The 24,599-nt window shown below is 72.9% G+C and carries 25 protein-coding genes and 1 tRNA gene; 16 read left to right on the top strand and 10 right to left on the bottom strand.

Features of this window, described 5'->3' with window-relative positions; genetic code table 11:
• Positions 1-33 precede the first annotated feature (33 nt).
• From AC1RSJ_RS05265 to AC1RSJ_RS05235, 7 genes are all read right to left on the bottom strand, one after another.
• Positions 34-1,086, bottom strand: a complete 1,053-nt coding sequence (locus tag AC1RSJ_RS05265; protein WP_493117292.1) for an aminotransferase class V-fold PLP-dependent enzyme — start codon at positions 1,084-1,086, stop codon at positions 34-36.
• Positions 1,083-1,868, bottom strand: a complete 786-nt coding sequence (locus AC1RSJ_RS05260; RefSeq protein ID WP_493117291.1) for an ABC transporter ATP-binding protein — start codon at positions 1,866-1,868, stop codon at positions 1,083-1,085. The genes AC1RSJ_RS05265 and AC1RSJ_RS05260 overlap by 4 nt, the downstream gene beginning before the upstream one ends.
• Positions 1,865-2,641: an ATP-binding cassette domain-containing protein gene (locus tag AC1RSJ_RS05255; RefSeq protein ID WP_493117290.1), complete on the bottom strand. Its 777-nt coding sequence runs from the start codon at positions 2,639-2,641 to the stop codon at positions 1,865-1,867. The genes AC1RSJ_RS05260 and AC1RSJ_RS05255 overlap by 4 nt, the downstream gene beginning before the upstream one ends.
• Positions 2,638-3,519, bottom strand: coding sequence for an ABC transporter permease (locus tag AC1RSJ_RS05250; RefSeq protein WP_493117289.1), 882 nt, complete (start codon positions 3,517-3,519; stop codon positions 2,638-2,640). The genes AC1RSJ_RS05255 and AC1RSJ_RS05250 overlap by 4 nt, the downstream gene beginning before the upstream one ends.
• Positions 3,516-4,388, bottom strand: coding sequence for an ABC transporter permease (locus AC1RSJ_RS05245; RefSeq protein WP_493117288.1), 873 nt, complete (start codon positions 4,386-4,388; stop codon positions 3,516-3,518). Before AC1RSJ_RS05245 ends, AC1RSJ_RS05250 begins: the two co-directional genes overlap by 4 nt.
• A gap of 75 nt (positions 4,389-4,463) precedes the next feature.
• Positions 4,464-6,026 carry an ABC transporter substrate-binding protein gene (locus AC1RSJ_RS05240; RefSeq protein WP_493117287.1) on the bottom strand — a complete coding sequence of 521 codons (1,563 nt, stop codon included), beginning with the start codon at positions 6,024-6,026 and terminating at the stop codon, positions 4,464-4,466.
• A gap of 74 nt (positions 6,027-6,100) precedes the next feature.
• Positions 6,101-7,336 carry an amidohydrolase family protein gene (locus AC1RSJ_RS05235; RefSeq protein WP_493117286.1) on the bottom strand — a complete coding sequence of 412 codons (1,236 nt, stop codon included), beginning with the start codon at positions 7,334-7,336 and terminating at the stop codon, positions 6,101-6,103.
• A 75-nt stretch (positions 7,337-7,411) separates the two neighbouring features.
• Between AC1RSJ_RS05235 and AC1RSJ_RS05230 the strand changes: the two genes are divergently transcribed.
• From AC1RSJ_RS05230 to AC1RSJ_RS05210, 5 genes are all read left to right on the top strand, one after another.
• Entirely contained in the window at positions 7,412-8,104 is a 693-nt protein-coding gene (locus AC1RSJ_RS05230; RefSeq protein WP_493117285.1) for an HAD family hydrolase, read from the top strand.
• Positions 8,105-8,558: 454 nt separating this feature from the next.
• Entirely contained in the window at positions 8,559-9,005 is a 447-nt protein-coding gene (locus tag AC1RSJ_RS05225) for an FAS1-like dehydratase domain-containing protein (RefSeq protein ID WP_493117284.1), read from the top strand.
• Complete coding sequence (locus tag AC1RSJ_RS05220; protein ID WP_493117283.1) at positions 9,002-9,427, top strand: MaoC/PaaZ C-terminal domain-containing protein; 426 nt, start codon at positions 9,002-9,004, stop codon at positions 9,425-9,427. The genes AC1RSJ_RS05225 and AC1RSJ_RS05220 overlap by 4 nt, the downstream gene beginning before the upstream one ends.
• Before the next feature lie 11 nt (positions 9,428-9,438).
• A complete protein-coding gene (locus tag AC1RSJ_RS05215; RefSeq protein ID WP_493117282.1) occupies positions 9,439-10,539 on the top strand; it encodes a UDP-N-acetylmuramate dehydrogenase in 1,101 nt (366 codons plus the stop codon).
• An 83-nt stretch (positions 10,540-10,622) separates the two neighbouring features.
• Positions 10,623-11,534 (top strand): ribokinase, encoded by a 912-nt coding sequence (locus AC1RSJ_RS05210; protein ID WP_493117281.1) that lies wholly within the window; start codon positions 10,623-10,625, stop codon positions 11,532-11,534.
• 104 nt (positions 11,535-11,638) lie between these two features.
• On the opposite strand, the gene AC1RSJ_RS05205 is transcribed toward AC1RSJ_RS05210, so the two are convergent.
• Positions 11,639-12,829, bottom strand: a complete 1,191-nt coding sequence (locus AC1RSJ_RS05205) for a pyridoxal phosphate-dependent aminotransferase (RefSeq protein ID WP_493117280.1) — start codon at positions 12,827-12,829, stop codon at positions 11,639-11,641.
• Between the two features lie 186 nt (positions 12,830-13,015).
• On the opposite strand from AC1RSJ_RS05205, the gene AC1RSJ_RS05200 reads away from it, so the two are divergent.
• From AC1RSJ_RS05200 to rplA, 5 genes are all read left to right on the top strand, one after another.
• Positions 13,016-13,088, top strand: a tRNA-Trp gene (locus AC1RSJ_RS05200).
• A 48-nt stretch (positions 13,089-13,136) separates the two neighbouring features.
• A complete protein-coding gene (gene secE, locus AC1RSJ_RS05195) occupies positions 13,137-13,424 on the top strand; it encodes a preprotein translocase subunit SecE (RefSeq protein WP_493117279.1) in 288 nt (95 codons plus the stop codon).
• 44 nt (positions 13,425-13,468) lie between these two features.
• Entirely contained in the window at positions 13,469-14,620 is a 1,152-nt protein-coding gene (nusG, locus tag AC1RSJ_RS05190; RefSeq protein ID WP_493117278.1) for a transcription termination/antitermination protein NusG, read from the top strand.
• 266 nt (positions 14,621-14,886) lie between these two features.
• On the top strand, positions 14,887-15,318 hold the full coding sequence (gene rplK / locus AC1RSJ_RS05185) for a 50S ribosomal protein L11 (protein ID WP_493117277.1): 432 nt from the start codon (positions 14,887-14,889) through the stop codon (positions 15,316-15,318).
• Between the two features lie 2 nt (positions 15,319-15,320).
• Entirely contained in the window at positions 15,321-16,010 is a 690-nt protein-coding gene (gene rplA, locus AC1RSJ_RS05180) for a 50S ribosomal protein L1 (protein ID WP_493117276.1), read from the top strand.
• Between the two features lie 55 nt (positions 16,011-16,065).
• On the opposite strand, the gene AC1RSJ_RS05175 is transcribed toward rplA, so the two are convergent.
• Positions 16,066-17,499 carry an NAD(P)/FAD-dependent oxidoreductase gene (locus AC1RSJ_RS05175; RefSeq protein ID WP_493117275.1) on the bottom strand — a complete coding sequence of 478 codons (1,434 nt, stop codon included), beginning with the start codon at positions 17,497-17,499 and terminating at the stop codon, positions 16,066-16,068.
• Positions 17,500-17,574: 75 nt separating this feature from the next.
• On the opposite strand from AC1RSJ_RS05175, the gene AC1RSJ_RS05170 reads away from it, so the two are divergent.
• Both AC1RSJ_RS05170 and AC1RSJ_RS05165 read left to right on the top strand, forming a co-directional pair.
• Complete coding sequence (locus AC1RSJ_RS05170; RefSeq protein WP_493117274.1) at positions 17,575-18,108, top strand: GNAT family N-acetyltransferase; 534 nt, start codon at positions 17,575-17,577, stop codon at positions 18,106-18,108.
• 52 nt (positions 18,109-18,160) lie between these two features.
• Positions 18,161-18,355 (top strand): hypothetical protein, encoded by a 195-nt coding sequence (locus tag AC1RSJ_RS05165; RefSeq protein WP_493117273.1) that lies wholly within the window; start codon positions 18,161-18,163, stop codon positions 18,353-18,355.
• Here the strand turns inward: AC1RSJ_RS05165 and AC1RSJ_RS05160 are convergent.
• A complete protein-coding gene (locus AC1RSJ_RS05160; protein ID WP_493117272.1) occupies positions 18,352-19,554 on the bottom strand; it encodes an ROK family protein in 1,203 nt (400 codons plus the stop codon). The two genes, AC1RSJ_RS05165 and AC1RSJ_RS05160, sit on opposite strands and share 4 nt — an antisense overlap.
• Before the next feature lie 158 nt (positions 19,555-19,712).
• Between AC1RSJ_RS05160 and AC1RSJ_RS05155 the strand changes: the two genes are divergently transcribed.
• From AC1RSJ_RS05155 to AC1RSJ_RS05140, 4 genes are all read left to right on the top strand, one after another.
• Entirely contained in the window at positions 19,713-20,465 is a 753-nt protein-coding gene (locus tag AC1RSJ_RS05155) for a sugar phosphate isomerase/epimerase family protein (protein ID WP_493117271.1), read from the top strand.
• A 2-nt stretch (positions 20,466-20,467) separates the two neighbouring features.
• Positions 20,468-21,574 carry a Gfo/Idh/MocA family protein gene (locus tag AC1RSJ_RS05150; protein ID WP_493117486.1) on the top strand — a complete coding sequence of 369 codons (1,107 nt, stop codon included), beginning with the start codon at positions 20,468-20,470 and terminating at the stop codon, positions 21,572-21,574.
• Positions 21,575-21,586: 12 nt separating this feature from the next.
• A complete protein-coding gene (locus AC1RSJ_RS05145; RefSeq protein WP_493117270.1) occupies positions 21,587-22,765 on the top strand; it encodes a Gfo/Idh/MocA family protein in 1,179 nt (392 codons plus the stop codon).
• 134 nt (positions 22,766-22,899) lie between these two features.
• Positions 22,900-24,552 (top strand): ABC transporter substrate-binding protein, encoded by a 1,653-nt coding sequence (locus tag AC1RSJ_RS05140; protein ID WP_493117269.1) that lies wholly within the window; start codon positions 22,900-22,902, stop codon positions 24,550-24,552.
• The last annotated feature ends 47 nt before the right edge of the window (positions 24,553-24,599 follow it).

The following is a 24,599-nucleotide window of genomic DNA, read 5'->3' as shown; positions in this document are numbered from 1 at the left end:
GTCTCGACCGTACGCGGCGCGCGCGACGGCCCGCTACGCGGAACGGCCCGGCCCGCGCCCGACGGCGGCGCCGAGCCGGGCGAGCGCGTCGGCGACCGCGGCGGGCGTCGCCGCGCGTCCGGTGTGGTTGATCCGGAGCAGATCGGCGGCGAGCGGCCCGTTCCCCGGGCCGACGATCCCGCCGATCGCGCGCTCGAGTCCCGGCTCGAGGCGGACCGCGGTGGCGACGGCGGCGCGGGCGCCGGGCTCCGCCTGCCAGGGCGCGAGTCCGAGCTCGCCGAGGCCCGTCAGCAGGGCGGATCGCGCCGCCGCGTGGCGTGCGATCACCGCGTCGAGGCCCTCAGCGGCCACCCGGTCGAGCGCGGCGAGCAGAGCGCGCGTCTCGAGCACGTTCGGCGTGCCGGGCACGATGTCGCGACCGCCCCGGATCCAGGCGTCGCGGAGGTCGAGCAGCGACAGGAACGAGGCGCGCGGGGCCGCGGGATTCGCGTCCATCGCGGCCCAGGCGGCATCCGAGACCGCGACAGCGCTGACGCCGGCCGGTCCGGCGAGCGCCTTCTGCGGCCCGATGACGGTGACGTCGATGCCCCAGTCCGCCGGCAGCACCGGCTCCGCGCCGACGGAGGCGACCGCGTCGAGCACCGTGAGCAGGCCGCGTTCGCGGGCGAGCGCCGCGATCGGCGCGACCGGGTTCGTGCCGCCGGTCGCGGCCTCCGCGTGGACGAGGGCGAGCACGCTCGCCGCGGGCTCCGCGTCGAGCGCGTCGCGCACGGCGTCGGCGCTCACCACCCGGTCGAACGGCACGCGCACGTCGACGACCCGCGCGCCGGAGGCCCGCATCCAGTCGCCGAACAGCGCGCCGTAGGGACCGGTCACCACATTGACCGCGGTCGTGCCCGGGGCCGCGACGGAGCGGGCGACCGCCTCGAGCGCGGCGATGGCCTCGGCCTGCACGAGGAGCACGTCGCGCCTCCCGGCCCCGTCGTCGCCGGGCCGATCGACTCCGAGCAGGCGGGCGACGCCGTCCTCGGCGCGCGCGACGTCCTCCGCGCGCAGGGGCTCCGGGTCGAGCAGGGGATCGGTCACGGGGCGGGGCTCCTGTCGAGTCGGGGCGCCGCGTCGAGCAGCGTGCGGCCGTAGTCGGTGGCCGGTCCGGCGAAGAACGCCGCGGCCGGCGCGAGCTCGACGAGCTCGCCCGCCCGCAGCACGGCGACGCGGTCGCAGAGCCGGGCGACGACGCCGAGGTCGTGGGTGATGAGCAGCACGGTGAGGTCGAGGCGCTCGCGCAGGTCGTCGAGCAGGTCGAGCACGCGGCGCTGCACCGACACGTCGAGCGCGCTGGTCGGCTCGTCCGCGACGAGGACGCGCGGCTCGACGGCGAGCGCACGGGCGATGGCGATGCGCTGGCGCTGCCCGCCCGAGAAGCCGCCGGGGAACGCGTCGAGCGCCGATGCCGGCAGCCCGACGAGCTCGAGCAGCTCGGCGCTGCGGGCCGCGACCGCCTGCCTCGAGCGCGCGATGCCGTGTGCCCGCAGCAGCTCGGCGAGCGTCGAGCCCACGGTGCGCCGCGGGTTCAGCGATGCGTACGGGTCCTGGAACACCATCTGCACCGCGCGGCGCTGCTCCCGATCCCGGCGGACGCCGAGCGGCACGCCGTCGAGCTCGACGGCGCCGGACGTCGCCGCCTGGAAGCCGGTCGCGACCCGCGCGATGGTCGTCTTGCCGGAGCCGGACTCGCCGACCAGCCCGAGCACCTCGCCCGCCGCGAGCCCGAGGGTGACGCCGCGCACGGCGTCGAGTCCGTCGAAGCGGACGCCGAGGTCGCGCACGGCGAGCACCGGCGGGGCGGCGGAGGACGATCCGGTCATGCGGCACCTCCCGGCTCCGGGATCGGCAGCACCGCGTCGAGCAGCTCGCGCGTGTACGCCTCCCGCGGCGCCGCGATCACGTCGGCCGTGGCGCCGCGCTCGACGACCCGGCCGGAGCGCATCACGAGCAGGCGCGGGCACATCCGCGCGACCACGGCGACGTCGTGGCTCACGAGGACGAGGCCGAGTCCGAGCTCGCGGCGCAGCCGGTCGAGCAGGTCGAGCACCTGTGCCTGCACGGTCACGTCGAGTGCGGTCGTCGGCTCGTCGCAGAGCAGCAGGTCGGGCTCCGTCGCGAGCGCGAGGGCGATCACGACGCGCTGGCGCTGGCCGCCGGAGAGCTCGTGCGGATAGCGGCGCGCGCGGTCGACGGGATCCGGGAGGCCGACCTGGGCGAACAGCTCCAGCACCCGCGCACGGGCCGCAGCCCGCGACATGCCGCGCACGTGCCGGCAGACCTCCCCGACTTGGGCGCCGACCGGCAGCAGCGGATCGAGTGCGCTGAGCGGATCCTGGAACACCATCCCGATCCGCCCGTCGGCCACCGCCGTCCCGCCCGTCTGCACGACGCCGCGGGGCAGCAGGCCGAGCAGCGCGCGCAGCGTCAGGCTCTTGCCGGAGCCGGACTCGCCGACGATGCCGAGCGCCTCGCCGCGGCCGACCTCGAGGTCCACGCCGTCGACGACGCGAGCACCGCCGGCCTCGAGCACGAGGCCGGACACGGAGGCCAGGGGCGCGGAGGCGACGGGCGCGGAGGCCGGGGGCGCGCTCATCGGGTCCGCCCCGCGTCCGCGATGCCGTCCGCGAGCAGCGACAGCCCGATGCCCGTGAGCAGCACGGCGGCGCCCGGGATCGCCGAGATCCACCAGCGGGTGGCGACGAACGCCTGCCCGTCGAGGATCATGGTGCCCCAGTCCGGCGTCGGGGGCTGGATGCCGAGACCGAGGTAGCTCAGCGTCACGACGGCGACCATGACGAACACGATGTCGTTCATGAGCAGCACGATCGCCTGGCTGATCGTGTTCGGCAGCACGTGCCGCACGAGCACCCGCGGCGCCGAGAGCCCGCCGCCGCGCGCCGCGAGCACCCAGTCCGCGCCGCGGAGCGAGGCCGTGGTGCTCCGGATGACCCGGGCGTAGGTGACCCAGCCGACGAGCGCCATGGCCGCGAGGATGCCGAGCTCGCCCGCCCCGAACGCGAACACGACGGCGATGACGATGACATAGAAGGGGAACGCGACGACCGTGTCGGTGATGCGGCCGATGACCCAGTCGACGGGGCCGCCGACGTAGCCGGAGATCGTGCCGACGAGCGTGCCGACCACCGACGGCGCGATCACGGCGAGCACCGCGATGCGGAGGTCGGTGCGGGCGGCGACGACGAGCCGGGCGAGGATGTCGCGGCCGAGCTGGTCGGTGCCGAGCGGATGCCCGGGCGAGAACGGCGGGAGCAGGCTCGCGCCGAGGTCCTGCGCGGTCGGGCCGACCGGGGCGATCACCGGCGCGATCACCGCGACGAGCACGACGCCGAAGGTGATGACCGCGCCGGCCACGAAGGCGGGGGAGCGCAGCATCCGCCGCCCGAGCGAGGTCGACGGCGCGGCGTCCGCGGTGCGGACGGCGGTGACGGCGGCGGCGTGGAGGTCGCTCACGGCCGCCGCAGCCTCGGGTCGAGCCGTGTGACGGCGAGGTCGGTCAGCACGGTGACGATGACGACGAGCACGGCCGTGTACAGCGCGACGCCCTGCACGACCGGGAAGTCGCGGGTGCTGATCGCCTGGAACAGCAGCGCGCCGACGCCCTGGATCGCGAACACCTTCTCGACCACGAGCGTGCCGCCGACGAGGTAGGCGATGTTGAGCCCGAACAGCGTGAGGGTCGGCAGCGCGGCGTTCCGCAGCACGTGGTTGCCGAGCACGCGACCGCGCGCCAGCCCGGCCGCGCGGGCCGTGACCACGAAGTCGGAGTCGAGCACGTCGAGCAGCTGGGCGCGCAGCGAGCGGATGAGCGGCGGCGCCAGCGCCAGCGACACCGCGATCGCCGGCAGCAGGAACGACGCGAGGCCCCGATCCGATCCGCCGACCGGCAGCCAGTGCAGGTTCACCGCGAAGACGAGCACGAGCAGCAGGCCGAGCCAGAACACCGGCATCGCGAAGCCGACGGCGGGGATGATGCGCACGATGTGGTCGATCACGCCGTCCTTGCGGGTCGCCGCGGCGAGGGCGAGCGGCACCGCGATCACGAGCGTCACGATGATCGCGAGGCCGACGATCGCGAGGCTCGGGCCCACACGCGAGAGCACGAGGTCGCGCGTCGAGACGCCGTACTGCAGCGAGTCGCCGGTGTCGAAGCGCGTCACGACCTGGAGGGCGAACGCGCCGAGCTGCTCCCACCACGGCCGGTCGAGGCCGAGCTTGCGGCGGAGCGCCTCGACCGACTCGTCGGTGGCTCGGTCGCCGAGGATCGACTGGGCCGGATCACCCGGCACGATCCGCAGCAGCAGGAACGTCGCGAGCACCACGCCGACGGCGACGGGGAGGACGCGCGCGAGCGTCCTCCCCGTCCACCGCAGCAGCGGCCGCCTAGACAGAGTGCATCACTGCTCGATCCACACGCCCGAGAGGTCGGTGCTGCCGTTCGGCAGCACGACGAGGCCGTGCACCTTCGAGCTGGTCGCCTTGAGCGCCGTCGGGTACGAGAGCGGGATGTACGGGGCGTCGGCGGCGATGAGCGTCTGGATCTGCTTGTAGGTCGCGTCGCGCTCGGCGCCGTCCGGCTGCGACCGGCCCTCCGTCAGCAGGGTCGTCACCTCCGGGTTCGAGTAGCCGGTCCAGTAGCTCTGCGAGAAGCCCTCCGGGTCGGCCTGGAACTCGATGATGCTGTTCGGGTCGGCGTAGTCGCTCGTCGCGCTGTTCAGCATGAACGAGTAGTCGAACGCCTTGAACCGCTCGCGGAACGACGCCCGGTCGATCGACTCGATCTTCACCGTGATGCCGATCTTGCCGAGCTGGTCCTGGATGGCCTGGGCCTCCTGCGCCTCGAGCGCGCTGTCGCTCGCGATGAGCAGCGTCGTCTCGAAGCCGGTGGGGAAGCCCGACTTCGCCAGCTCGTCCTTCGCCGTGGCGACGTCGTACGAGGGGGCGTCGATGTCGGAGGAGTAGCCGGGGATGGTCGGGGGCAGCAGCGAGTCGGCCGCCTTCGCCGTGCCGAACGAGGTCGCCTTCACGATGCCCTCGCGGTCGATCGCGTAGGCGACGGCGCGGCGCACACCGCGGTCGGAGAAGTGCGGGTCGCGCGTGTTGAAGAACAGCTCCTCGACGTTCCAGGAGTCGGTGCTGTGCACGGTCAGCGAGGAGTCGGCCTTCAGGTCGGCGACGTTCGCCTGCGGCACGTCGTCGATCACCTGCACCTGCCCGCCGCGCAGCTGCGACACGAGCTGGTTGTCGTCGTCGACGGTCGTGTAGACGACCTTGTCGACGTAGGGCTCGCCCTGCTTCCAGTAGTTCGCGTTCTTCGCGAACGTGATGTCGCCGCCGGACTTCCACGACGACACGGTGAACGGGCCGGTGCCGATCGGCTTCTCGAAGAACGCCTCCTCGGTCTTCCCGGCGTAGTCCTTCGGGATGATCCCGTTCGAGAACTCGGCGATCTCGGCCGCGAACGGCGTGTACGGCGACGACAGCGTGACGACGACCTGGTCGTCGCCGGCGGCCGCGATCGACGAGATCGGCGCCGAGAACGGCAGCGGGGAGTCCTCCGCGTCGAGGTGGGTCTGCAGCGAGAACACGACGTCGTCGGGCGTGACCGGCGTGCCGTCCGAGAACTCGATCCCCTTCCGGATGGTGAAGGTCCAGGTGAGGCCGTCGTCGCTCTCGGTGTACTTCGACGCGACGGCGGGCTGCAGGGCGCCCTTCGCGTCGAACGTGAGCAGCGGCTCGAACACCTTGTCGATCGCGAACGCGTTGTTCGCCGTGATCTCGGTGTGCAGGTTCAGCGAGGTGACCGCCGCCGTGCGGGCGAAGGTCAGCGTGCCGCCGGAGACCGGCGTGGCGGATCCCGACGCGCTCTGCGTGGCGCCGGCGCAGCCCGCCAGGGCGAGCGCGCCGATCGCGAGCGCGGAGGTGAGCAGGAGACGGGTGCGGATGCGCGGTGCGGACACGGGAGACCTCGGGACGGCGGACGGGATGGGCTCCACGGTACGACCGCGCTCGCGGCGGCCGGTACGGGGGAGTCTCATCGCGTAATCAACCCTGCTGAGGCCACGGCGATTCCGCCCTGGAACACCGCGGTCACCGTGGCCGGGTCGCGGAAGACGGCCGGGTCGGACGGGTCCGCACCGAGCACGATCGCGTCGAACACGGCGCCCGGTCGGATCCCGCCGCCCCCGCCTCGGATCCCTGAGCCCCCGCCTCGGATCCCTGAGCCCTCACCTCGGATCCCTGAGACTGTCGAAGGGTCGAGCAGCTCGGCCCCCGCGCTCGTCGCCGCGAGCAGCGCCCCCTCGATCCCGAGCCCGGCCTCCGCGAGCGCGGCGATCTCCGCGAGGTTCCTGCCGTGCTGACCGGGGGTGCCGAAGTCGCTGCCGAGCGCGATGCGCACGCCCGCGTCCCGCGCCCGCCGCACGGCGAGCGGATGCGCGGCCGCGACCCGCGCGGTCCGCTCGGCGACCATCGTCGGCAGCTCGCCGGCGAGCGCGAGCCGGCGCACCTCGTCGTAGATCGTCAGCGTCGGCACGATCGTCACCCCGGCGGCCGCGGCCGCGTGCGCCTGCTCCTCGGTGAGGAAGATCGCGTGCTCGATCGAGCCCGCGCCGGCCGCGATGGCGTCGTCGATCGCCGGGCCGCCCCAAGCGTGCACCATGACCCGGGCGCCGCCGCGCGCGGCCTCCTCGACCGCCGCCCGCAGCTGCCCGGCGTCGAGCGTCGGCTCCAGCTCGGCGCCCTCGGGCGCGGTGACCCCGCCCGTCGCGGCGAGCTTGATCCACTCGGCGCCCTCGTCGAGGGCCGCTCGGACGCGGCGCCGCAGGCCGTCGGCGTCGCCCGGCGCGAGTCCCGTGCCGTCGAGGATCCGCACCGAGATCGCGAGGCGGGGGCCGGGGATCGCGCCCGACCGCACGGCGTCCTGGAGGTCCGCATCCGCCCCGCCGGCGTCGCGGACGCGCGTCACCCCGGCGGCGAGCGTCGTCGCGAGCGCGCGCTCGGCGCCCTCGCGCCGCTCGGCCGGGCTCAGCCGCTCGCGGTCGGCCGCGTGGAACTGGTTCCACGAGATGTGGTCGTGGCAGTCGACGACGCCGGGCATCAGCCACCGGCCGGTCAGGTCGACGTGGGTCGCGTCCGGGTCGCGGCGGGCGGGGCGCGCCAGCTCGACGACCACCCCGTCGCGCACGACGACGTCGAGCCCGTCCGCGAACGATCCGCGCTCGTCGAGCACGGCCGCTCCGGTGAGCACGAGCGATCCCGGATCCGCCACGGCCACAGCCTACGAGCGCCCTTCTCGCACCGGACGCGCTCCGGCGGTTCCGACGTGCCCGGTACCCTCGCGCACGTGCCTCCGATCGCTCCCCGCCCGCTCGACGCCGTGCTCTTCGACTGCGACGGCGTGCTCGTCGACTCGGAGCGGATCACGAACACCGTGCTCCGCGAGATGTTGATCGAGCTCGGCTGGCAGATCGAGCCGGAGGAGTGCTTCAGCCGGTTCGTCGGCCGCGCGCTCCGCGACGAGGCGGACGTGATCGAGCAGCACACCGGCTTCCGCATGACGGACGACTGGCTGCTCGAGTTCCGCGAGCGCCGCGACGCGGCGCTGCTGCGCGAGCTGGAGGCGGTGCCGGGCGCCGAGGCGGCGGTGCGGACGCTGTCCGAGCGCTTCGACGGCCGGGTCGCCTGCGCGAGCGGCGCCGACCGCCACAAGGTCGAGCTGCAGCTCACGAAGACCGGCCTGCTCGACGCCTTCGCCGGCCGCATCTTCAGCGGCATGGAGACCCCGCGCAGCAAGCCGGCGCCGGACGTCTACCTCGCGGCCGCCGCGGCGCTGGGCGTCGATCCCGCACGCTGCGTCGTCGTGGAGGACAGCGTCGCCGGCGTGACCGCCGGAGTCGCGGCCGGCGCGCTCGTGCTCGGCTACACGCCGGACGATCCGGCGCACAGCTCCCCGGCGCACCTCGAGGCGGCCGGCGCCGTCGTCACGTTCGACGACATGGCCGACCTCCCGGATCTCATCGCGCGCCTCTCGGCCTGATCCGGTTCGCCGGCGACGGCATCTCGGCCGGTTCCGGCGCTTCCGGCGCCGCACACCGGTCCGCAAGCGCCGGAACCGGCGCTTCCGACGCTCTGTCGCGGGCTCGCCTGTCGGTGGTGCCCCGTATTCTGGGGGCATCGGCCGCGACACGCCGAACCACTACATCTAGGGGAATGACATCCGTGTGATTACCGCTATATAGTGATGACTCTCGCGGCGGAACCACCGCGACCACGACACGGGAAGGAGTCCTGAGATGGACAACGACAGCATCGACGGCTACGACATCCCCATGGACCCGATGGACATGCTGCAGTGCGACAGCTGCCAGTGATCCTCGGTCGATAGCCGACTTCGAAGGCCCGTCCTCCCGTTCCGGGAGGGCGGGCCTTTCCCGTGCCCGGGAGCGGCCCGGCCGGGAGCGCGACCGTCCGCCGGGATAGGCTTCCGACCCGTGGCAGTGAACCCCGAGATCCAGGGCCTCCGGCTCCCGCCGGTCGGGCCGTACCTCGTGGGGCGCGAGAAGGTGCGCGAGTTCGCTCGCGCGGTGCAGTCGCACAGCGCCCTCAACACCGACCGGGATGCGGCCGTCGCGGCCGGCTACGCGGATGTCGTGGCGCCGCCCACCTTCCCCGTCGTGATCCAGGAGGCGACGCTCGCGCAGCTGCTCGCCGCGCCGGACACCGGCATCGACTTCTCGCGCGTCGTGCACGGCGACCAGCGCTTCACCTTCACGCGGCCGGTGGTGGCCGGCGACGAGCTGCTCGCCGCGCTCACCGTCACCGCGGTCAAGTCCCTCGGAGGGCACAGCATGGTCACCGCGCAGACCGAGGTCGTCGACCTCGACGGGCAGCTCGTGCTGACCGCCACGTCCACGCTCGTCGTGCGAGGCGACGAGTGAGCCCCCGCGTCGACGACCTCACGGTCGGCGAGGTGGTCGCCGAGCGCGCGGTGCACCTCACCCGCGACAGCCTCGTCCGCTACGCCGGGGCGTCGGGCGACTTCAACCCGATCCACTACCGCGACGACGTCGCGACCGGCGCCGGTCTGCCGGGCGTGCTGGCCCACGGCATGCTCACGATGGGCGTCGCGGTGCAGCCGGTCGTCGACTGGCTCGGCGGCGACAGCGGCCGAGTGATCGACTACCAGACCCGCTTCACCCGCCCCGTCGTCGTCGACCCGCGCGACGGCGCCGACCTGACCGTGACCGCGAAGGTCGGCACGCTCGACGCCGACGAGCTCCGCGCCCGCATCGACCTCACCGTGACCTTCGCCGACCAGACCGTGCTCGGCAAGGCGCAGGTCGTGGTCGACCTGCGCTGACGGAGCGGCCCGTGACGGATCTCTCCACGCTCACCACGCTCCGCGTCGGCGGACCGGCGGCGCGCCTCCTCGAGCCGCGCACCGAGCTCGACCTCGTGCACGCGGCGCAGGACGCCTGGGCCGACCACGACTGGCTGGTGCTCGGCGGCGGCTCGAACGTCGTCGTGGCCGACGACGGCTTCGACGGCACGGTGGTGCGGGTCGCGACCCGCGGCGCTCGGCGCATCGACGGCGCGCCCGAGGGGCGCGCCCGGATCCGCGTCGAGGCCGGCGAGCCGTGGGACGCGACCGTGCAGCTCGCGCTGCACAACGGCTGGGCGGGGATCGAGGCGTTGAGCGGCATCCCGGGCTCGACCGGCGCGGCCCCGATCCAGAACATCGGCGCGTACGGCCAGGAGCTCTCCGACGTGCTCGCCGCCGTCGACTTCCTCGACTGGGAGACGGGGCACCGCCTCCGGATCCCCGCCGGCGAGCTCGGCCTCGGCTACCGGACCAGCTCGATCAAGCAGGGCCGGCTGGGCGTCGTGATCGCCGTCGAGCTCGACCTCGTCGACACCGTGGACCGCACCAAGCTCAGCGCCCCGGTGCAGTACGCGCAGCTCGCGGACGCGCTCGGGGTCGCGATCGGCGATCGTGCGCCGCTCGCCGAGGTGCGCGAGGCGGTGCTCCGCCTCCGCGCGTCGAAGGGGATGCTGCTCGACCCGGCCGATCCGGACTCGACGAGCGCCGGCAGCTTCTTCACGAACCCGATCGTCACCGAGAACACGGCGCGAGCGCTGCCGGCGGAGCTGCCGCGCTGGCCGCTGCAGCCGGAGGAGGCGCCGCAGGTGCTGCCGCTCGGCTCCGAGCCGGGCTCGCCCGCGCCGCCGCGCGAGTTCCTCGTGAAGCTCTCCGCCGCCTGGCTCATCGAGCACGCCGGCATCCGCCGCGGCTTCGCGCTGCCGGGCTCCCGCGCGGCCGTCTCGAGCAAGCACACGCTCGCGATCACGAACCGCGGCGACGCGACGGCGCTCGAGGTGCTGCAGCTGGCGACCTTCATCCAGACGCGCGTGGCGAGCGAGTTCGGCATCGTGCTCCAGCCCGAGCCCGTCGTGGTGGGCACGTCGCTCTGAGCGCATCCCGCCGGCGCGCTGGCCCCCGGATTCGGGTGGGCGGAGCGGTCGGTCGACGCCCTCCGGGCTCCTAGGCTGGCCGCATGAGCGAGATCGTGGTGCTCGGCAGCGCCAACATGGACCTCGTGGTCACGCAGCCCCGGCTGCCGCGGCCGGGCGAGACGATGTTCGGCACCGGCTATGCCACCTTCCCCGGCGGCAAGGGCCTGAATCAGGCGGTGGCCGCCGCCCGGGCGGGCGCCTCCGTCGCCTTCGCCGGCGCGGTCGGGCGGGACGCGCACGGTGCGGAGCTCCGGCACCTGATGCGCGCTGAGCGGATCGACACCGCCGCGCTCGCCGATGTGCCCGTGCCGACCGGCACCGCCCACATCTCGGTGCTCGACGGCGGCGAGAACGCCATCGTCGTCGTCTCCGGCGCCAACGCGACCGTGCTGGAGCTCACGGAGGCCGGGGCCGCGGCGATCGCCGCCTCCCGCTACACCGTCATGCAGTTCGAGCTGCCGCAGCGCGTGCTGCTCGAGGGCGTCCGCGCGGCGCGGGCCGCCGGATCGACGACCGTGCTGACGCCGGCGCCGGTGCAGCGTCCCGAGCCCGGACTGCTGCAGAAGGTCGACATCCTCGTGCCGAACGCCGCCGAGGCGTGCGAGCTCGCCGGGCGCCAGGACGCGGTCGACGCCGCGCGCGCCCTGAGCGAGCACGGCGCCACCGTCATCGTGACCCGCGGTGCGCGCGGCGCCATCGTCGCCAGCGGCGGCGGGATCGTGCTCGACATCCCGGCCCGCGAGGTGCGCGCCGTCGACACGACCGCCGCCGGCGACACGTTCGTCGGCGTGCTGGTGGCGCGGCTGTCCGCCGGCGACGACCTCGAGCGCGCGCTGACGACGGCCTCCGCCGCGGCGTCGATCGCGGTCACCCGCAACGGCGCGACCAGCTCGATGCCGACGCTCGCCGAGATCGAGGCCGTGCTGGGCGGCACGGCGCCGGCGGCCGGCTGAGCTCGTCGAAGCCCGCCGTGCGGATGACTGAGTCCGTCGAAGCCCGCCGTGCGGATGGCTGAGCCTGTCGAAGCCCCTTCGACAGGCTCGGGGACCCGAGTCGCCTACGAGAACAGCGCCCGGAGGCGCTCGACGCCCTCGGTGATCTGGTCGTCGCCGAGCGCGTAGCTGAAGCGCAGCGCGCCGGACGGGCCGAAGGCCTCGCCGGGCACGGGGGCGACCTCCGCCTCCTCGAGCATGAGGTCGGCGAGCTCGTTGGTCGACTCCGGCGTGCGTCCGCGCCACTCGCGGCCGAGCAGCGCGCGCACGTCGGGGTAGACGTAGAAGGCGCCGGTCGGCGTCGGCGTGACGAAGCCGTCGATCGAGTTGAGCCCGTCGACGATGAGCCGGCGGCGCCGGTCGAAGGCGGTGCGCATCTCGGCGACGGCATCCTGCGGGCCGGTCAGCGCGGCCACGGCGGCCCGCTGCGAGATGTTCGCGACGTTGCCGGTCGAGTGCGACTGCATGTTCGAGGCGGCGGCGATCGCGTCGGCCGGGCCGACCATCCACCCGACGCGCCAGCCGGTCATCGCGTACGTCTTGGCGACGCCGTTGACGAGGAGGGTGCGCTCCGCCAGCTCGGGCACCGCGTCGACGATCGAGCGGGCCACCACGCCGTCGTAGGTCAGGTTCTGGTAGATCTCGTCGGCGATCACCCACAGCCCGTGCTCCTGCGCCCAGGCGCCGATCTCGGCGACCTGCTCCGGCGGGTACACCGCGCCGGTCGGGTTCGACGGCGAGACGAACAGCAGCACCTTCGTGCGATCGGTGCGCTTCGCCTCGAGCTGCTCGACGGTCACGAGGTAGTCCTGCTCGGCGCCCGCGAGCACCGGCACGGGCACGCCGCCGGCGAGCGCGATCGCCTCCGGATAGGTCGTCCAGTACGGCGCCGGCACGAGCACCTCGTCGCCCGGGTCGAGCAGCGTCGCGAACGACTGGAAGACGCCCTGCTTGCCGCCGTTCGTCACGAGCACCTGCGACGGCGAGACCTCGAGACCCGAATCGCGGAGCGTCTTCGCGGCGATCGCCTCGCGCAGCTCCGGCAGTCCCGCGGTGGGGGAGTAGCGGTGGTTGCGCGGATCGCGGGCGGCCGCGACGGCCGCCTCGACGATGTGCTCGGGGGTGGGGAAGTCGGGCTCGCCCGCGGCGAATCCGATCACCGGGCGACCGGCGGCCTTGAGCGCCTTCGCCTTCGCGTCGACCTTGAGGGTGGCGGACTCGGCGATCGCGCCGATCCGCTGGGAGATCCGTGCCACGTGCCCAGCCTAGCCAGCCGGACGCGCCCCGCTCAGGGCCGATGCGGGGGTCGCGGACCGCGACCGGCGTCGGCCCGCGGCCGCGACGGCGGCCCTCGGCGATGTCGTACACTGGTCCGCGGTTGGCTCATCCGCCATCATTCGCCATGCCCGTCGAACGGTCGCGAGGATGCGGGAAGCACGCCTAGGGCGGTGGCTCAATTGGTAGAGCAGCGGTCTCCAAAACCGCAGGTTGCAGGTTCGAGTCCTGTCCGCCCTGCGATTCCCGGCGCGGAAGCGCCGGGATGATCCGGTCGAAGGGAACAGGATGGCGAACATCGTCGACGAGCCGAGTGAGGACATCGTCGCGACCGCGAAGCGGGAGCGCGCCACGCGGCGCGGTCCGTTCGGACGCATCTCCCTCTTCCTCCGCCAGGTCGTCGGCGAGCTGCGCAAGGTGGTCACGCCGACCCGCCGCGAGCTGATCAGCTACACCGCGATCGTGCTCGGCTTCCTCGTCGTCATGATGGCCCTCGTCACGGGTCTCGACTACGGATTCGGCTACCTGGTGTCGCTCGTCTTCGGCGACGGATCGCTCACCGGCGTCACCGGCTGACGCCCCGGCCATCGGCCGGATCTCAACGTAAGGAATGGTTCGAAGTGTCTGAATCCGAGCGCCGCGACATCGATCTCGCGACCGCCGCCGAGCAGTCGTCAGAGGACGACGAGGCTCAGACGGGCGACGTCAACGAGTGGGACGAGCGCGCCTCCGAGCCCGCCGAGCACCGCGCCCTCCACATCGAGGAGGACGACGAGGCCGGTGAGGACGACGGGGACGACACCCCGGACCTCGACGGGCTGCTCGACGCCCTCGATGCCGCCGCCGACCCGGAGGCCGACCGCATCGTCGACGACGCGCTCGACATCGACTCGGCCGACGAGAGCGAGGCCTCCGTGGCCGCGACCTCGGACGAGGAGGTCGAGGACGGCGACGACGACGGAGAGGACGACGTGACCGACTACGAGGGCTCGCCCGACCAGGAGCACGACCGCGAGTCGGGTCTCGCCTTCGGCGACGACGCCGCTCCCGACGCCCCGGTGGACGCCGACGCGGCCGCCGCCGCCGAGCTGGAGGCCGCGGTCGAGACCGACGGCGAGCTGCCCGACGACGCGGAGGAGGCCGAGGTCGACCCGTACGAGGAGTTCCGCCTCGACCTGCGCATCCGCCCGGGCAAGTGGTACGTCATCCACTCCTACGCCGGCTTCGAGAAGCGCGTGAAGCAGAACATCGAGTCGCGCCGGCAGTCGATGGGCATGGAGGACTTCGTCTACGAGGTCCAGGTGCCGATGGAGGACGTCGTCGAGATCAAGAACGGCCAGCGCAAGCTGGTGACGCGCGTGCGCATCCCGGGCTACGTGCTCGTGCGCATGGAGCTCAACGAGGACAGCTGGTCGGTCGTGCGCCACACCCCGGGTGTGACGGGCTTCGTGGGCAACGCCCACAACCCGACCCCGCTGCGCTTCGAGGAGGCCTTCAGCATGCTGAAGAGCCTCGTGCAGCCGGTCGAGGTCGCCCCGAGCAAGTCGGCGGGCGGCAAGTCCTCCGGCGGCGGCGGCGCGGCCCGGGTCATCCCGGCCGAGGTCGACTTCGAGATCGGCGAGACCATCACGATCAAGGAGGGCTCGTTCGCGGGCCTGCCCGGCACGATCAACGAGATCAAGCCGGAGAGCGGCAAGCTCACCGTGCTCGTCTCGCTGTTCGAGCGCGAGACCCCGGTCGAGCTCTCGTTCGACCAGGTCACCAAGCTCTGAGCCCCTCGGCTCGCTGAGCCCCTCGGCTCCCCGGGCCGTCTCGGCTCCCTGAGCCTGTCGAAGGGCGCACGAAGGCCCCGCCGGTCCGCCGGCGGGGCCTTCGGCATCCCGACCTCGCGCGGGCGCTCCCGATCGCGTAAGCTAGAGCGGTTGTGTCGATCCCCTCGCCGGGATCCACGACGAATCACCACTGCCGGGGACCGCCCGGTTCGTGGAAGCGCGTCAGGGTCCGTCAGGGTCGGCGCACGACAGGAAGGGGATGCCGCATGGCGCCCAAGAAGAAAGTGACCGGCCTGATCAAGCTCCAGATCAACGCCGGCGCCGCGAACCCCGCCCCGCCGATCGGCCCGGCGCTGGGTCAGCACGGCGTGAACATCATGGAGTTCTGCAAGGCGTACAACGCCGCGACCGAGTCGCAGCGCGGCAACGTCATCCCGGTCGAGATCACCGTGTACGAGGACCGCTCGTTCACGTTCATCCTCAAGACCCCGCCGGCCGCCGAGCTCATCAAGAAGGCCGCCGGTGTGGCCAAGGGCTCCCCGACGCCGCAGTCGCTCAAGGTGGCGAAGCTCACCAAGGAGCAGGTCCGCCAGATCGCGGAGCAGAAGCAGGCCGACCTCAACGCGAACGACATCGAGGCGGCGTCGAAGATCATCGCGGGCACCGCCCGCTCCATGGGAATCACGGTGGAGGCGTAATCATGGCTCAGAAGTCCAAGGCCTACCGCGCCGCTGCCGAGAAGATCGAGGCCGGCCGCTACTACAACGCCGACGAGGCCGTCGCGCTCGCGAAGGAGACGGGGTCGACCAAGTTCGACTCGACCGTCGAGATCGCGCTGAAGCTCGGCGTCGACTCCCGCAAGGCGGACCAGATGGTGCGCGGCACCGTCATCCTGCCGCACGGCACGGGCAAGACCGCTCGCGTCATCGTCTTCGCGACGGGCGCCGCGGCCGAGGCCGCGATCGCCGCGGGCGCCGACGAGGTCGGCGGCAGCGAGCTCATCGAGAAGGTCGCCGGCGGGTACACCGCCTTCGACTCCGCAGTCTCCACCCCGGAGCTCATGGGCCAGGTCGGCCGTCTCGGCAAGGTGCTGGGCCCGCGCGGCCTCATGCCGAACCCGAAGACCGGCACCGTCACCCCGGACCCGGCCAAGGCCGTGTCCGACATCAAGGGCGGCAAGATCGAGTTCCGCGTCGACAAGCACAACAGCGTGCACTTCGTCATCGGCAAGGCCGGCTTCACCGCGGACCAGCTGAGCGAGAACTTCGCTGCGGCGCTGAACGAGATCCAGCGCCTCAAGCCGAGCTCGTCGAAGGGCCGCTACATCCAGAAGGGCAGCCTGTCGACCACGTTCGGCCCCGGCGTGCCGCTGGACGTCGCCTCGCTCTGATCGATCCCGATCGACGGAACGGCCCCGCACCGGATGGTGCGGGGCCGTTTCTGCGTCAGCTGTCGAAGCCGAGGCCGAGCGCGTCGAGGCTCCGCAGCAGCGGGCCGCGCCGCCCGTCGTCGTGGTCGGCGCGGTCGAGCGCCCGGCGGGTCGCCTGGATGCCCGCGTAGGCCGCCGGCTCGGGCGGGAACGGCACCGGGCGCTCGCGCACCATCCGCAGCTCCGTGCGCTCGGTCGGCTCGCCCTCGAGCAGGTCGAGCACGGTCTCCGCGGCGAAGCGGCTCGCGCCGACGCCGAGCCCGGTGTAGCCGACCGCGTAGGCGGCGCGACCCCGCCGGGCCGTGCCGAAGGAGACGCTGAAGCGGGTGGAGGTGTCGATGACGCCCGCCCACTTGTGGCTGAACCGGAGGCCCTCCAGCTGCGGGAATGTCGTGAAGAAGTGGGCGGCGAGCATCCTGAAGCTGGCGGGGCGGTCCTCGTAGTGCGACCGGATGCGGCCGCCGTAGTGGTAGACGGCGTCGTAGCCGCCGAACAGGATGCGGTCGTCGGCGGTGCGGCGGTAGTAGTGGAACTGGTTCGCGAGGTCGCCGATGCCCTGGCGCCCCTCCCAGCCGATCGACGCGAGCTGCGCGGCGCTGAGCGGCTCGGTCATGAGCACGTAGTCGTAGACCGGCACGGCGAGCAGCTTCGCGCGCACGAGCAGCGGCGGGAACGGCCCGGTCGCGAGCGCCGCCTTCGAGGCCCGCAGCCGGCCGTCGGTCGTCACGACGTCGACGCCGGACGCGGTGTCGAGCAGCGTGCGCACGGGCGACTGCTCGAAGATCTCGACACCGAGCCGCTCCGCCGCGGCGGCCAGCTCGAGCGCGAGCCGACCCGGGTGCACGAGCGCCGAGTCGCGGCGCCGCCAGGTGCCGGCGAGGAAGCCGGGGGAGTCGACGAGCTCGCGGATGCCGGCCGTGTCGAGCAGCACGGTGTCCGGCCAGCTGCCGTCGGGCCGGCGAGGCTCGCCCTCGAGCCAGGCGAGCTGGTGCGGCTCGGTCGCGACGTCGATCGCGCCGGTGCGCTCGAACTCCACGTCGAGGCGGAGGTCGGCGACATCCCGCTCGAACGCGTCGAGGTTCTGCCGCCCGAGCGACTCCAGCCGGTGCGCCTCCTCCGGCCAGCGCGCGCGGCCGTTCGCGTCGCCGTGGGTGAGGCTCGCGTCGACGAAGCCGCCGTTGCGACCGGAGGCCGCCCACCCGATCCGGCGCGCCTCGACGAGCGCGACACGACGGTCGGGGTCGCGCAGCTTCGCCTGGACGGCGGTCCAGAGCCCGGTATAGCCGCCGCCGACCACGGCGAGATCGCAGGCGTGGTCGCCGGCCAGGGCGCGGTGCGCCCGGCGGTGCGGGAGGGAGTCGATCCAGAAGACGGACTGGCGGGTCTCGAGCAGCGCGTGGTCGACGACGCTCGCGGCGGGCGGGTAGCGCTCGAAGACCGTCGTGCCCATGGCACGAGCCTAGGCCGACGTGCGTCGGGAGGAGCCCGGCGCCGCGCGCCGCGCCGTGCTCGCTAGCCTGGCCGCATGGTCTCGATCCGTCCCGCGGGCTCCGCCGACGCCCGCGCCCTCGCCGGCATCGCCGCGATCACGTTCCCGCTCGCCTGCCCGCCGCACACCTCCGACGCGGCGAAGGCCGACTTCATCGCCCGCCACCTCGGGCAGGACAGCTTCGCGGTCTACCTCGCCGACCCGGATCGGGATCTGTTCCTCGCCGAGGAGGAGGGCACGGGGGTGCCGGTCGGCTACGTGATGGTCGTGCACGGCGAGCCGACCGACCCCGACGTCGCCGCGGCCATCACCACCCGCCCCACGACCGAGCTGAGCAAGTGCTACGTGCACCCGGACCACCACGGCGGCGGTGTCGCGTCGCTGCTCATGGCGGCCGGTCTCGACGCGGCCCGCCGGCGCGGGTCGGCCGCGGTCTGGCTCGGTGTCAACGAGGAGAACGTGCGCGCGAACCGCTTCTACGCGAAGCACGGCTTCGCGCAGGTCGGCACGAAGCACTTCCAGGTCGGCGACCGCCTCGAGGACGACTTCGTGCGCGAGCTGGTGCTCTGACGCCGACCGCCACGACTGCGCCGGACTCGCGCGGCCGAGCGCGGATCGTCGGGTGGGCGCTGATGGTGCCGGCCGTCGCGGCCTTCGTCGCGGCGATCCCGATCGCCGCAGCTCGTTCGAGCCTGAGGACGTCGCCGCCGAGCTCGAGGAGATCGGAGACGCGGTCGCCTCCGGGGTGCTCGAGCTCGAGGACGACCAGCTCCGCGCGCTCGCGGTGTGGATACTCGAGGAGACCGAGCCCGGCTAGCTGCGGGCGGCGAGCCGGGCGTCGATCGCCTCGGCGGTGAGCTCGCTCTGCAGCACGAGCATGCTCGCGCCGATCACGCCTGCGTCGTCGCCGGCGACCGTCGGCACGATGACGAGGTTGAGGGTCGCCAGCGGCAGCGAGCGCAGGTAGACCACCTCGCGCACGCCGGCGAGCAGCTGGTCGCCCGCCTCGCCGAGCACGCCGCCGAGCACGATGACCGACGGGTTCAGCAGGTTGACGCACGTTGCCAGCACCTCGCCGAGGTCGCGTCCGGCCTGGCGCAGCGCGGCCACGGCGGCCGGGTCGCCGTCCGCCATCAGGCGCACGACATCCGCCGCCCTCGTGACCGCGAGCCCCTGCGCCGCCAGCTCGGCGACGAGGGCGGGGCCGCCGGCGAGGGCCTCGAGACAGCCGACATTCCCGCACCGGCATACGACGTCGGAGCCGCGTGCGACGCGCACGTGGCCGAGGTCGCCCGCCGTGCCGTCCGCGCCGCGCTGCAGGCGCCCGTTGGAGATGAGCCCGGCGCCGATGCCGGTGGCGATCTTCACGAACAGCAGGTCGCCGCGATCCGGCCAGTGGATGCGCTGCTCGCCCAGCGCCATGATGTTGACGTCGTTGTCGACGAACGTCGGCACGTCGAGCACGGCGCGCACGTAGGCCGGCACGTCGAAGTCGTGCCAGCCCGGCATGATCGGCGGGTTCGCGGGGCGGCCGGTGTCGTGCGCCACGGGGCCGGGCAGGCCGATCCCGATGCCGAGCACCTCGTCGGGCTCGCGACCCGCGCGGCCGAGCAGCTCGAGCACGAGGGCCAGCGAGCGGTCGAGCACGCGCTCGGGACCGTCGGCGATGGTCAGCTCGGCGCGCTGCGACTCGAGCACGTCGCCGGTCAGGTCGGTGATCGCGACGACCCCGTGCGTCGCGCCGAGGTCGATCGCGACGACGACGGCGGCGCGGGGCTCGAACGCGAAGCGCGAGGGCGGACGCCCGCCCGAGGAGGCCGCCTCGCCGACGCCCGCGATGAGGCCCGCCTCGAGCAGCGCGTCGACCCGGGCCGCCACGGTGGAGCGCGCGAGGCCGGACTGCGTCGCCAGCTCGGCACGGGTGCGCGGCACCCCGTCGAGCAGCAGCTGCAGCAGCTCACCGGTGCCGGCGGGAGCGACGGTCGGCGCCGGAGCGCTCGAGCTCGTCACGGTCATCCGACATGGATAGCACCGCTTCCGGCCGTCGCGCCAGCGCAACCCCGTCGGGCGGCGCGCGGCTTTTGCTTGACTCCCGTCAGAAGTGCGCTAGCGTTTCCGGCAGCGACCGGAAACGCATCCGGAAATGACCGATGACGCTCGACCAGGAGAAGCACGTGCCTTCCACGCCCCCGCTCGGACTGCAGCTGTACACGATCCGCGAGGCCCTCGCCGCGGACTACGACGCGGCGCTCGGCCGCGTCGCCGACATCGGCTTCACGCTCGTGGAGCCCTTCGACTTCGTGAACCAGGCGGACCAGCTCCGCGCCGGATTCGCCGCCCACGGCCTGTCGGCGAAGAGCACCCACCTCAACTTCCTCGACACCCCCGAGGCCGGCTGGGACGCCGCGTTCGAGACCGCCGTCTCGCTCGGCATCCCCACCGTGATCGACCCGCACATCGCCGACGAGCAGTGGACGACCGTCGACGGCGTCGCCGGCACCGCCGCGAAGCTGAACCGCGCGGCGGAGCTCGCCGCCAAGCACGGCATCCGGATCGGCTACCACAACCACGCGCACGAGCTGTCGAACCTCATCGACGGCACCACGGCGCTCGAGGTGCTCGCCGGGCAGCTCGACCCGGCCGTCGTGCTCGAGCTCGACACCTACTGGGCCGCCGCGGGCGGCCAGGACGTGCCGGAGCTGCTCGCGCGGCTCGGCGACCGGGTCCGGTTCCTCCACATCAAGGACGGCCCGATCGAGAACACGCCCGCGACGCAGGTCGCGGTCGGCGCCGGGAAGATGCCCGTCTGGGACATCCTCGCCGCAGCGCCGCAGGTCGAGGTGGGGGTCGTCGAGCTCGACGACTTCGCCGGCGACATGTGGGACGCCGTGACCGACTCGTACGCCTACCTCACGACGGGCGCGTGACCATGACCGGCAGCGGCCCCGTCGGCGTCGGCATCATCGGCGCGGGCGTCATCAGCACGCAGTACCTCGAGAACCTCACGCAGTTCCCCGACGTGCAGGTGCACGCCGTCGGCGACATCTTCGAGGACGCGGCGAAGACCCGCGCCGCGGAGTTCGGGATCGGGACCTCCGGCGGACCGGATGCCGTGCTCTCGCACCCGGACATCGAGATCGTCATCAACCTGACCATCCCGACGGCGCACGTCGAGGTCGCCACGCAGGCGGTCGACGCCGGCAAGAGCGTCTGGAGCGAGAAGCCGTTCTCGATGGACCGGGCGAGCGGCCAGGCGCTGCTCGCGCACGCGGCGGCGAAGGGCGTGCGGCTCGGCTGCGCCCCCGACACGTTCCTCGGCGCCGGCCTGCAGACCGCGCGCCGCATGGTCGAGCGCGGCGACATCGGCGAGCCGCAGAGCGCGCTGACGATCATGCAGTCGCCCGGCCCGGAGTCGTGGCACCCGAACCCGGCGTTCCTGTTCCAGGAGGGCGCCGGCCCGCTGTTCGACATCGGCCCGTACTACCTGACCGCGCTCGTGCAGTTCTTCGGCGCGATCGAGCGGGTGGCCGCGTTCGGCTCGCGCTCGCGCCTCCAGCGCACCATCGGCTCCGGCCCGAAGGCCGGCGAGGTCTTCGACGTCACCGTGCCCACGCACGTCAGCGCGATCGCCGGCTTCCGCAGCGGCCAGACCTCGCAGTCGATCCTGAGCTTCGACTCGCACTCCGGCCGCCCGCCGCTCGTCGAGATCACGGGGACCGAGGGCGTGCTCAGCGTGCCGGACCCGAACGGGTTCGACGGGAAGATCGGCCTGCGCACGGCCGGCGACGACGAGTGGCGCGAGTTCGACTCGGTCGGCTCGACGTTCGGCCGCGGCTCCGGCGTGCTCGAGATGGCCCGCGCCATCCGCGCCGACCGTCCGCACCGCGCACCCGGCGAGCAGGCGTTCCACGTCGTCGACGCGATGGTGTCGATCACCGAGTCGATCGACACGAACGAGTTCGTCGCCCTCGAGAGCACCGTCGACCGCATCCCGGCCCTCCCCGAGGACTGGGACCCGGCCGCCGCCACCCTGTAGGAGCACCGCACCATGACCATGACCCCCCGCCCCGAGGGCCGTCCGCTGCGCGTGGCGATGATCGGCTACGCCTTCATGGGCAAGGCCCACTCGAACGCCTGGCGCCAGGTCGCCTCGTTCTTCGACGTGCCCGCGTACGAGCGCGCCGTGATCGTGGGCCGCGACGCGGCCGGCGTGGCGGCCGCCGCCGAGCAGCTCGGCTGGGCCGAGGCCGCGACCGACTGGCGCGAGGTGATCGCGCGTCCGGACATCGACATCGTCGACATCTGCGGCCCCGGCCACCTCCACGCGGAGATCGCGATCGCCGCGCTCGAGGCCGGCAAGCACGTGCTCGTCGAGAAGCCGCTCGCGAACACGCTCGAGGAGGCGGAGCGGATGGCCGCCGCCGCGCGTGCCTCGGGCCGGGTGGCCATGGTCGGCTTCAACTACCGCCGCGTGCCGGCGCTCGCGCTCGCCCGCGAGCTGGTGCGCGCCGGGAAGCTCGGCGCGATCCGCCAGCTCCGCGCGAGCTACCTCCAGGACTGGCTGGTCGACTCGACGTCGCCGATGAGCTGGCGCCTGCGCAAGGAGACGGCCGGATCGGGCGCGCTCGGCGACCTCGCCTCGCACGCCGTCGACCAGCTCCGCGCGATCACCGGCGACGAGATCACGACCGTCTCGGGCCGGCTGACCACCTTCACGCCGGAGCGGCCGGGGCCGGACGGCCCGGAGGCCGTGACGGTCGACGACGCGGCCTGGGCGAACCTGACCTTCGCCTCCGGCGCCGTCGCGAGCGTCGAGGTGTCGCGCACCGCGACCGGCCGCAAGAACGCCCTGCAGATCGAGGTCTACGGCGAGCTCGGCGCGCTGCGGTTCGACCTCGAGCGCCTCGACGAGCTCGAGTTCCTCGACGCGACCGAGGACATCGCCACCCGCGGCTTCCGCACCATCCTCGTCACCGAGCCGGAGCACCCCTACGTGCACGCCTGGTGGCCGCAGGGGCACATCATCGGCTGGGAGCACTCGTTCGTGCACGAGATCCGCGACCTGCTCCACGCCGTGCAGGACCACGGGCCGGTCGTGCCCGACTTCGACGACGGCCTGGCCGTCCAGCGCGTCCTCGACGCGATCGTGCGCAGCTCGGAGCTGAGCGGCGCGGCGGTCGAGAACGCATCCGACAGCGTCCCCGACTCGATCGGGGCGAGCACCTAGCAAGACGGCGTCATCGCCGCCGGCAGCGCACCACCACATCGCGTCGCCGGCGGCGCAGCACCACCCGCATCACCAGCACCAGGACTCGCGCACCTCACGCGCCACCACCACACGTGCAAGGAGGCACACCAGTCATGAAGAGACGCATGATGGCGAAGATCGCCGTCGGCATCACGGCCGCGATCGCGACCGCCGTGGCGCTGACCGGCTGTTCGAGCGCCGGCGGATCGGGCAGCCACCCGCTGACGATCGGCATGCCGAACGGACCGCAGACCAACAACTCGAACCCGTTCTCGCCGACCTCGTCGGCCACGGTGCTCGGCTACAAGTTCATGATGTACGAGCCCCTCGCGCAGGTGAACCCGACGCGTCCGGCCGAGGACCCGACCCCGTGGCTCGCGAAGTCGTGGGAGTGGGCGCCGGACTACAAGTCGGTCACCATCACCGCGCGTGACGGCGTGAAGTGGTCGGACGGCGAGAAGTTCACCGCCGGCGACATCGCCTACACGTTCGAGATGCTCGAGAAGTACGACGCGTTCAACGCGAACGCGCTGCCGTTCGAGGACATCTCCAGCGACGGCGACACCGTCACACTGAAGTTCTCGACCTCCGAGTTCACCAACCAGACGAAGGTGATCAACCAGATCATCGTGCCGGAGCACATCTGGAAGGACATCAAGAACCCGGAGACCGACACCAACCAGAAGCCCGTCGGCACCGGCCCGTACACGCTGAAGACCTGGACGAACCAGGCCATCTCGTTCGTGCCGAACGACGACTACTGGGGCGGCAAGCCGCAGGTGCCCGAGGTGCGCTGGACGTCGTACTCCGACAACAACGCGCAGCTGACCGCGCTGCTCAACGGCCAGGCCCAGTGGAGCTACGTCTTCATCCCCGACATCGAGAAGACCTACGTCTCGAAGTCGTCGACGAACAAGTACTGGGGCCCGACCGGCCTCGGCATCGACGCGCTCTTCCTCAACACCACGAAGGCGCCGTTCGACGACGTCGCCGTGCGCACCGCGATCAACATGGTCATCGACCGCGACGCGATCCACGAGCAGGGCTACTCGGGCTTCAAGGGCGAGGTCGACACGGTGAACGGCCTGCCGTCGCCCGCCGGCGACGCCTTCGCCTCCGCCGACTACAAGGGCAAGAAGCAGAAGATCGACGTCGAGGGCGCCAAGAAGGTGCTCGCCGAGGCCGGCTACACGCTGAAGGACGGCAAGCTGGTCAGCCCGAAGGGCGAGGCGGTCAGCTTCACGATGATCGACCCGGCCGGCTGGTCCGACTACCTGGCCTCGCTGCAGATCATCGGCGACAACGTGAAGGCCCTCGGCATCGACACCAAGGTCGACACCCCGACCGTCGACGCCTGGAACGACGCGGTCGCCAACGGCGACTTCGACGCCACGCTGCACTGGACCAACACCGGCGCCACCCCGTGGGACATCTACTCGAACATCATGGACGGCGCGCAGCTGAAGCCGATCGGCGAGCACGCGAGCTGGAACTTCGGGCGCTTCGACAGCCCCGAGGCCACCGCCGCCCTGTCCGAGTACGCGAACACGACCGACGAGTCGGCCCGCACCGCGGCGATGGACCAGCTCCAGAAGATCTTCGTGGAGCAGACCCCCGCGATCCCGCTGGCCTCCGGGCCGATGGGCGCCGAGTACAGCACGAAGTACTACACCGGATGGCCGGACGACAGCGATCCGTACGCGGTGTCGCAGCCGACCCAGCCCTCCATCTCGCAGATCCTGATCAAGCTCAAGCCGGTCAAGTGATGTGACGCGGGGCTCCGGCAGGCTCAGCAGCCCCGGCTGGCTGAGCC

The organism is Schumannella sp. GW821-FHT10F01, assembly GCF_058809295.1.
Note: the sequence above shows the minus strand (reverse complement) of the source record. Positions and strands in the feature narration are given on the sequence as shown.

Excerpts from the sequence above, each read along its gene's own strand:
- AC1RSJ_RS05260 (WP_493117291.1), bottom strand. The coding sequence starts at position 1,868 with ATGACCGGATCGTCCTCCGCCGCCCCGCCGGTGCTCGCCGTGCGCGAC.
- AC1RSJ_RS05255 (WP_493117290.1), bottom strand. The coding sequence starts at position 2,641 with ATGAGCGCGCCCCCGGCCTCCGCGCCCGTCGCCTCCGCGCCCCTGGCC.
- AC1RSJ_RS05210 (WP_493117281.1), top strand. The coding sequence starts at position 10,623 with ATGAGCGAGATCGTGGTGCTCGGCAGCGCCAACATGGACCTCGTGGTC.
- secE (WP_493117279.1), top strand. The coding sequence starts at position 13,137 with ATGGCGAACATCGTCGACGAGCCGAGTGAGGACATCGTCGCGACCGCG.
- rplK (WP_493117277.1), top strand. The coding sequence starts at position 14,887 with ATGGCGCCCAAGAAGAAAGTGACCGGCCTGATCAAGCTCCAGATCAAC.
- rplA (WP_493117276.1), top strand. The coding sequence starts at position 15,321 with ATGGCTCAGAAGTCCAAGGCCTACCGCGCCGCTGCCGAGAAGATCGAG.
- AC1RSJ_RS05175 (WP_493117275.1), bottom strand. The coding sequence starts at position 17,499 with ATGGGCACGACGGTCTTCGAGCGCTACCCGCCCGCCGCGAGCGTCGTC.
- AC1RSJ_RS05170 (WP_493117274.1), top strand. The coding sequence starts at position 17,575 with ATGGTCTCGATCCGTCCCGCGGGCTCCGCCGACGCCCGCGCCCTCGCC.
- AC1RSJ_RS05160 (WP_493117272.1), bottom strand. The coding sequence starts at position 19,554 with ATGACCGTGACGAGCTCGAGCGCTCCGGCGCCGACCGTCGCTCCCGCC.
- AC1RSJ_RS05150 (WP_493117486.1), top strand. The coding sequence starts at position 20,468 with ATGACCGGCAGCGGCCCCGTCGGCGTCGGCATCATCGGCGCGGGCGTC.
- AC1RSJ_RS05145 (WP_493117270.1), top strand. The coding sequence starts at position 21,587 with ATGACCATGACCCCCCGCCCCGAGGGCCGTCCGCTGCGCGTGGCGATG.
- AC1RSJ_RS05140 (WP_493117269.1), top strand. The coding sequence starts at position 22,900 with ATGAAGAGACGCATGATGGCGAAGATCGCCGTCGGCATCACGGCCGCG.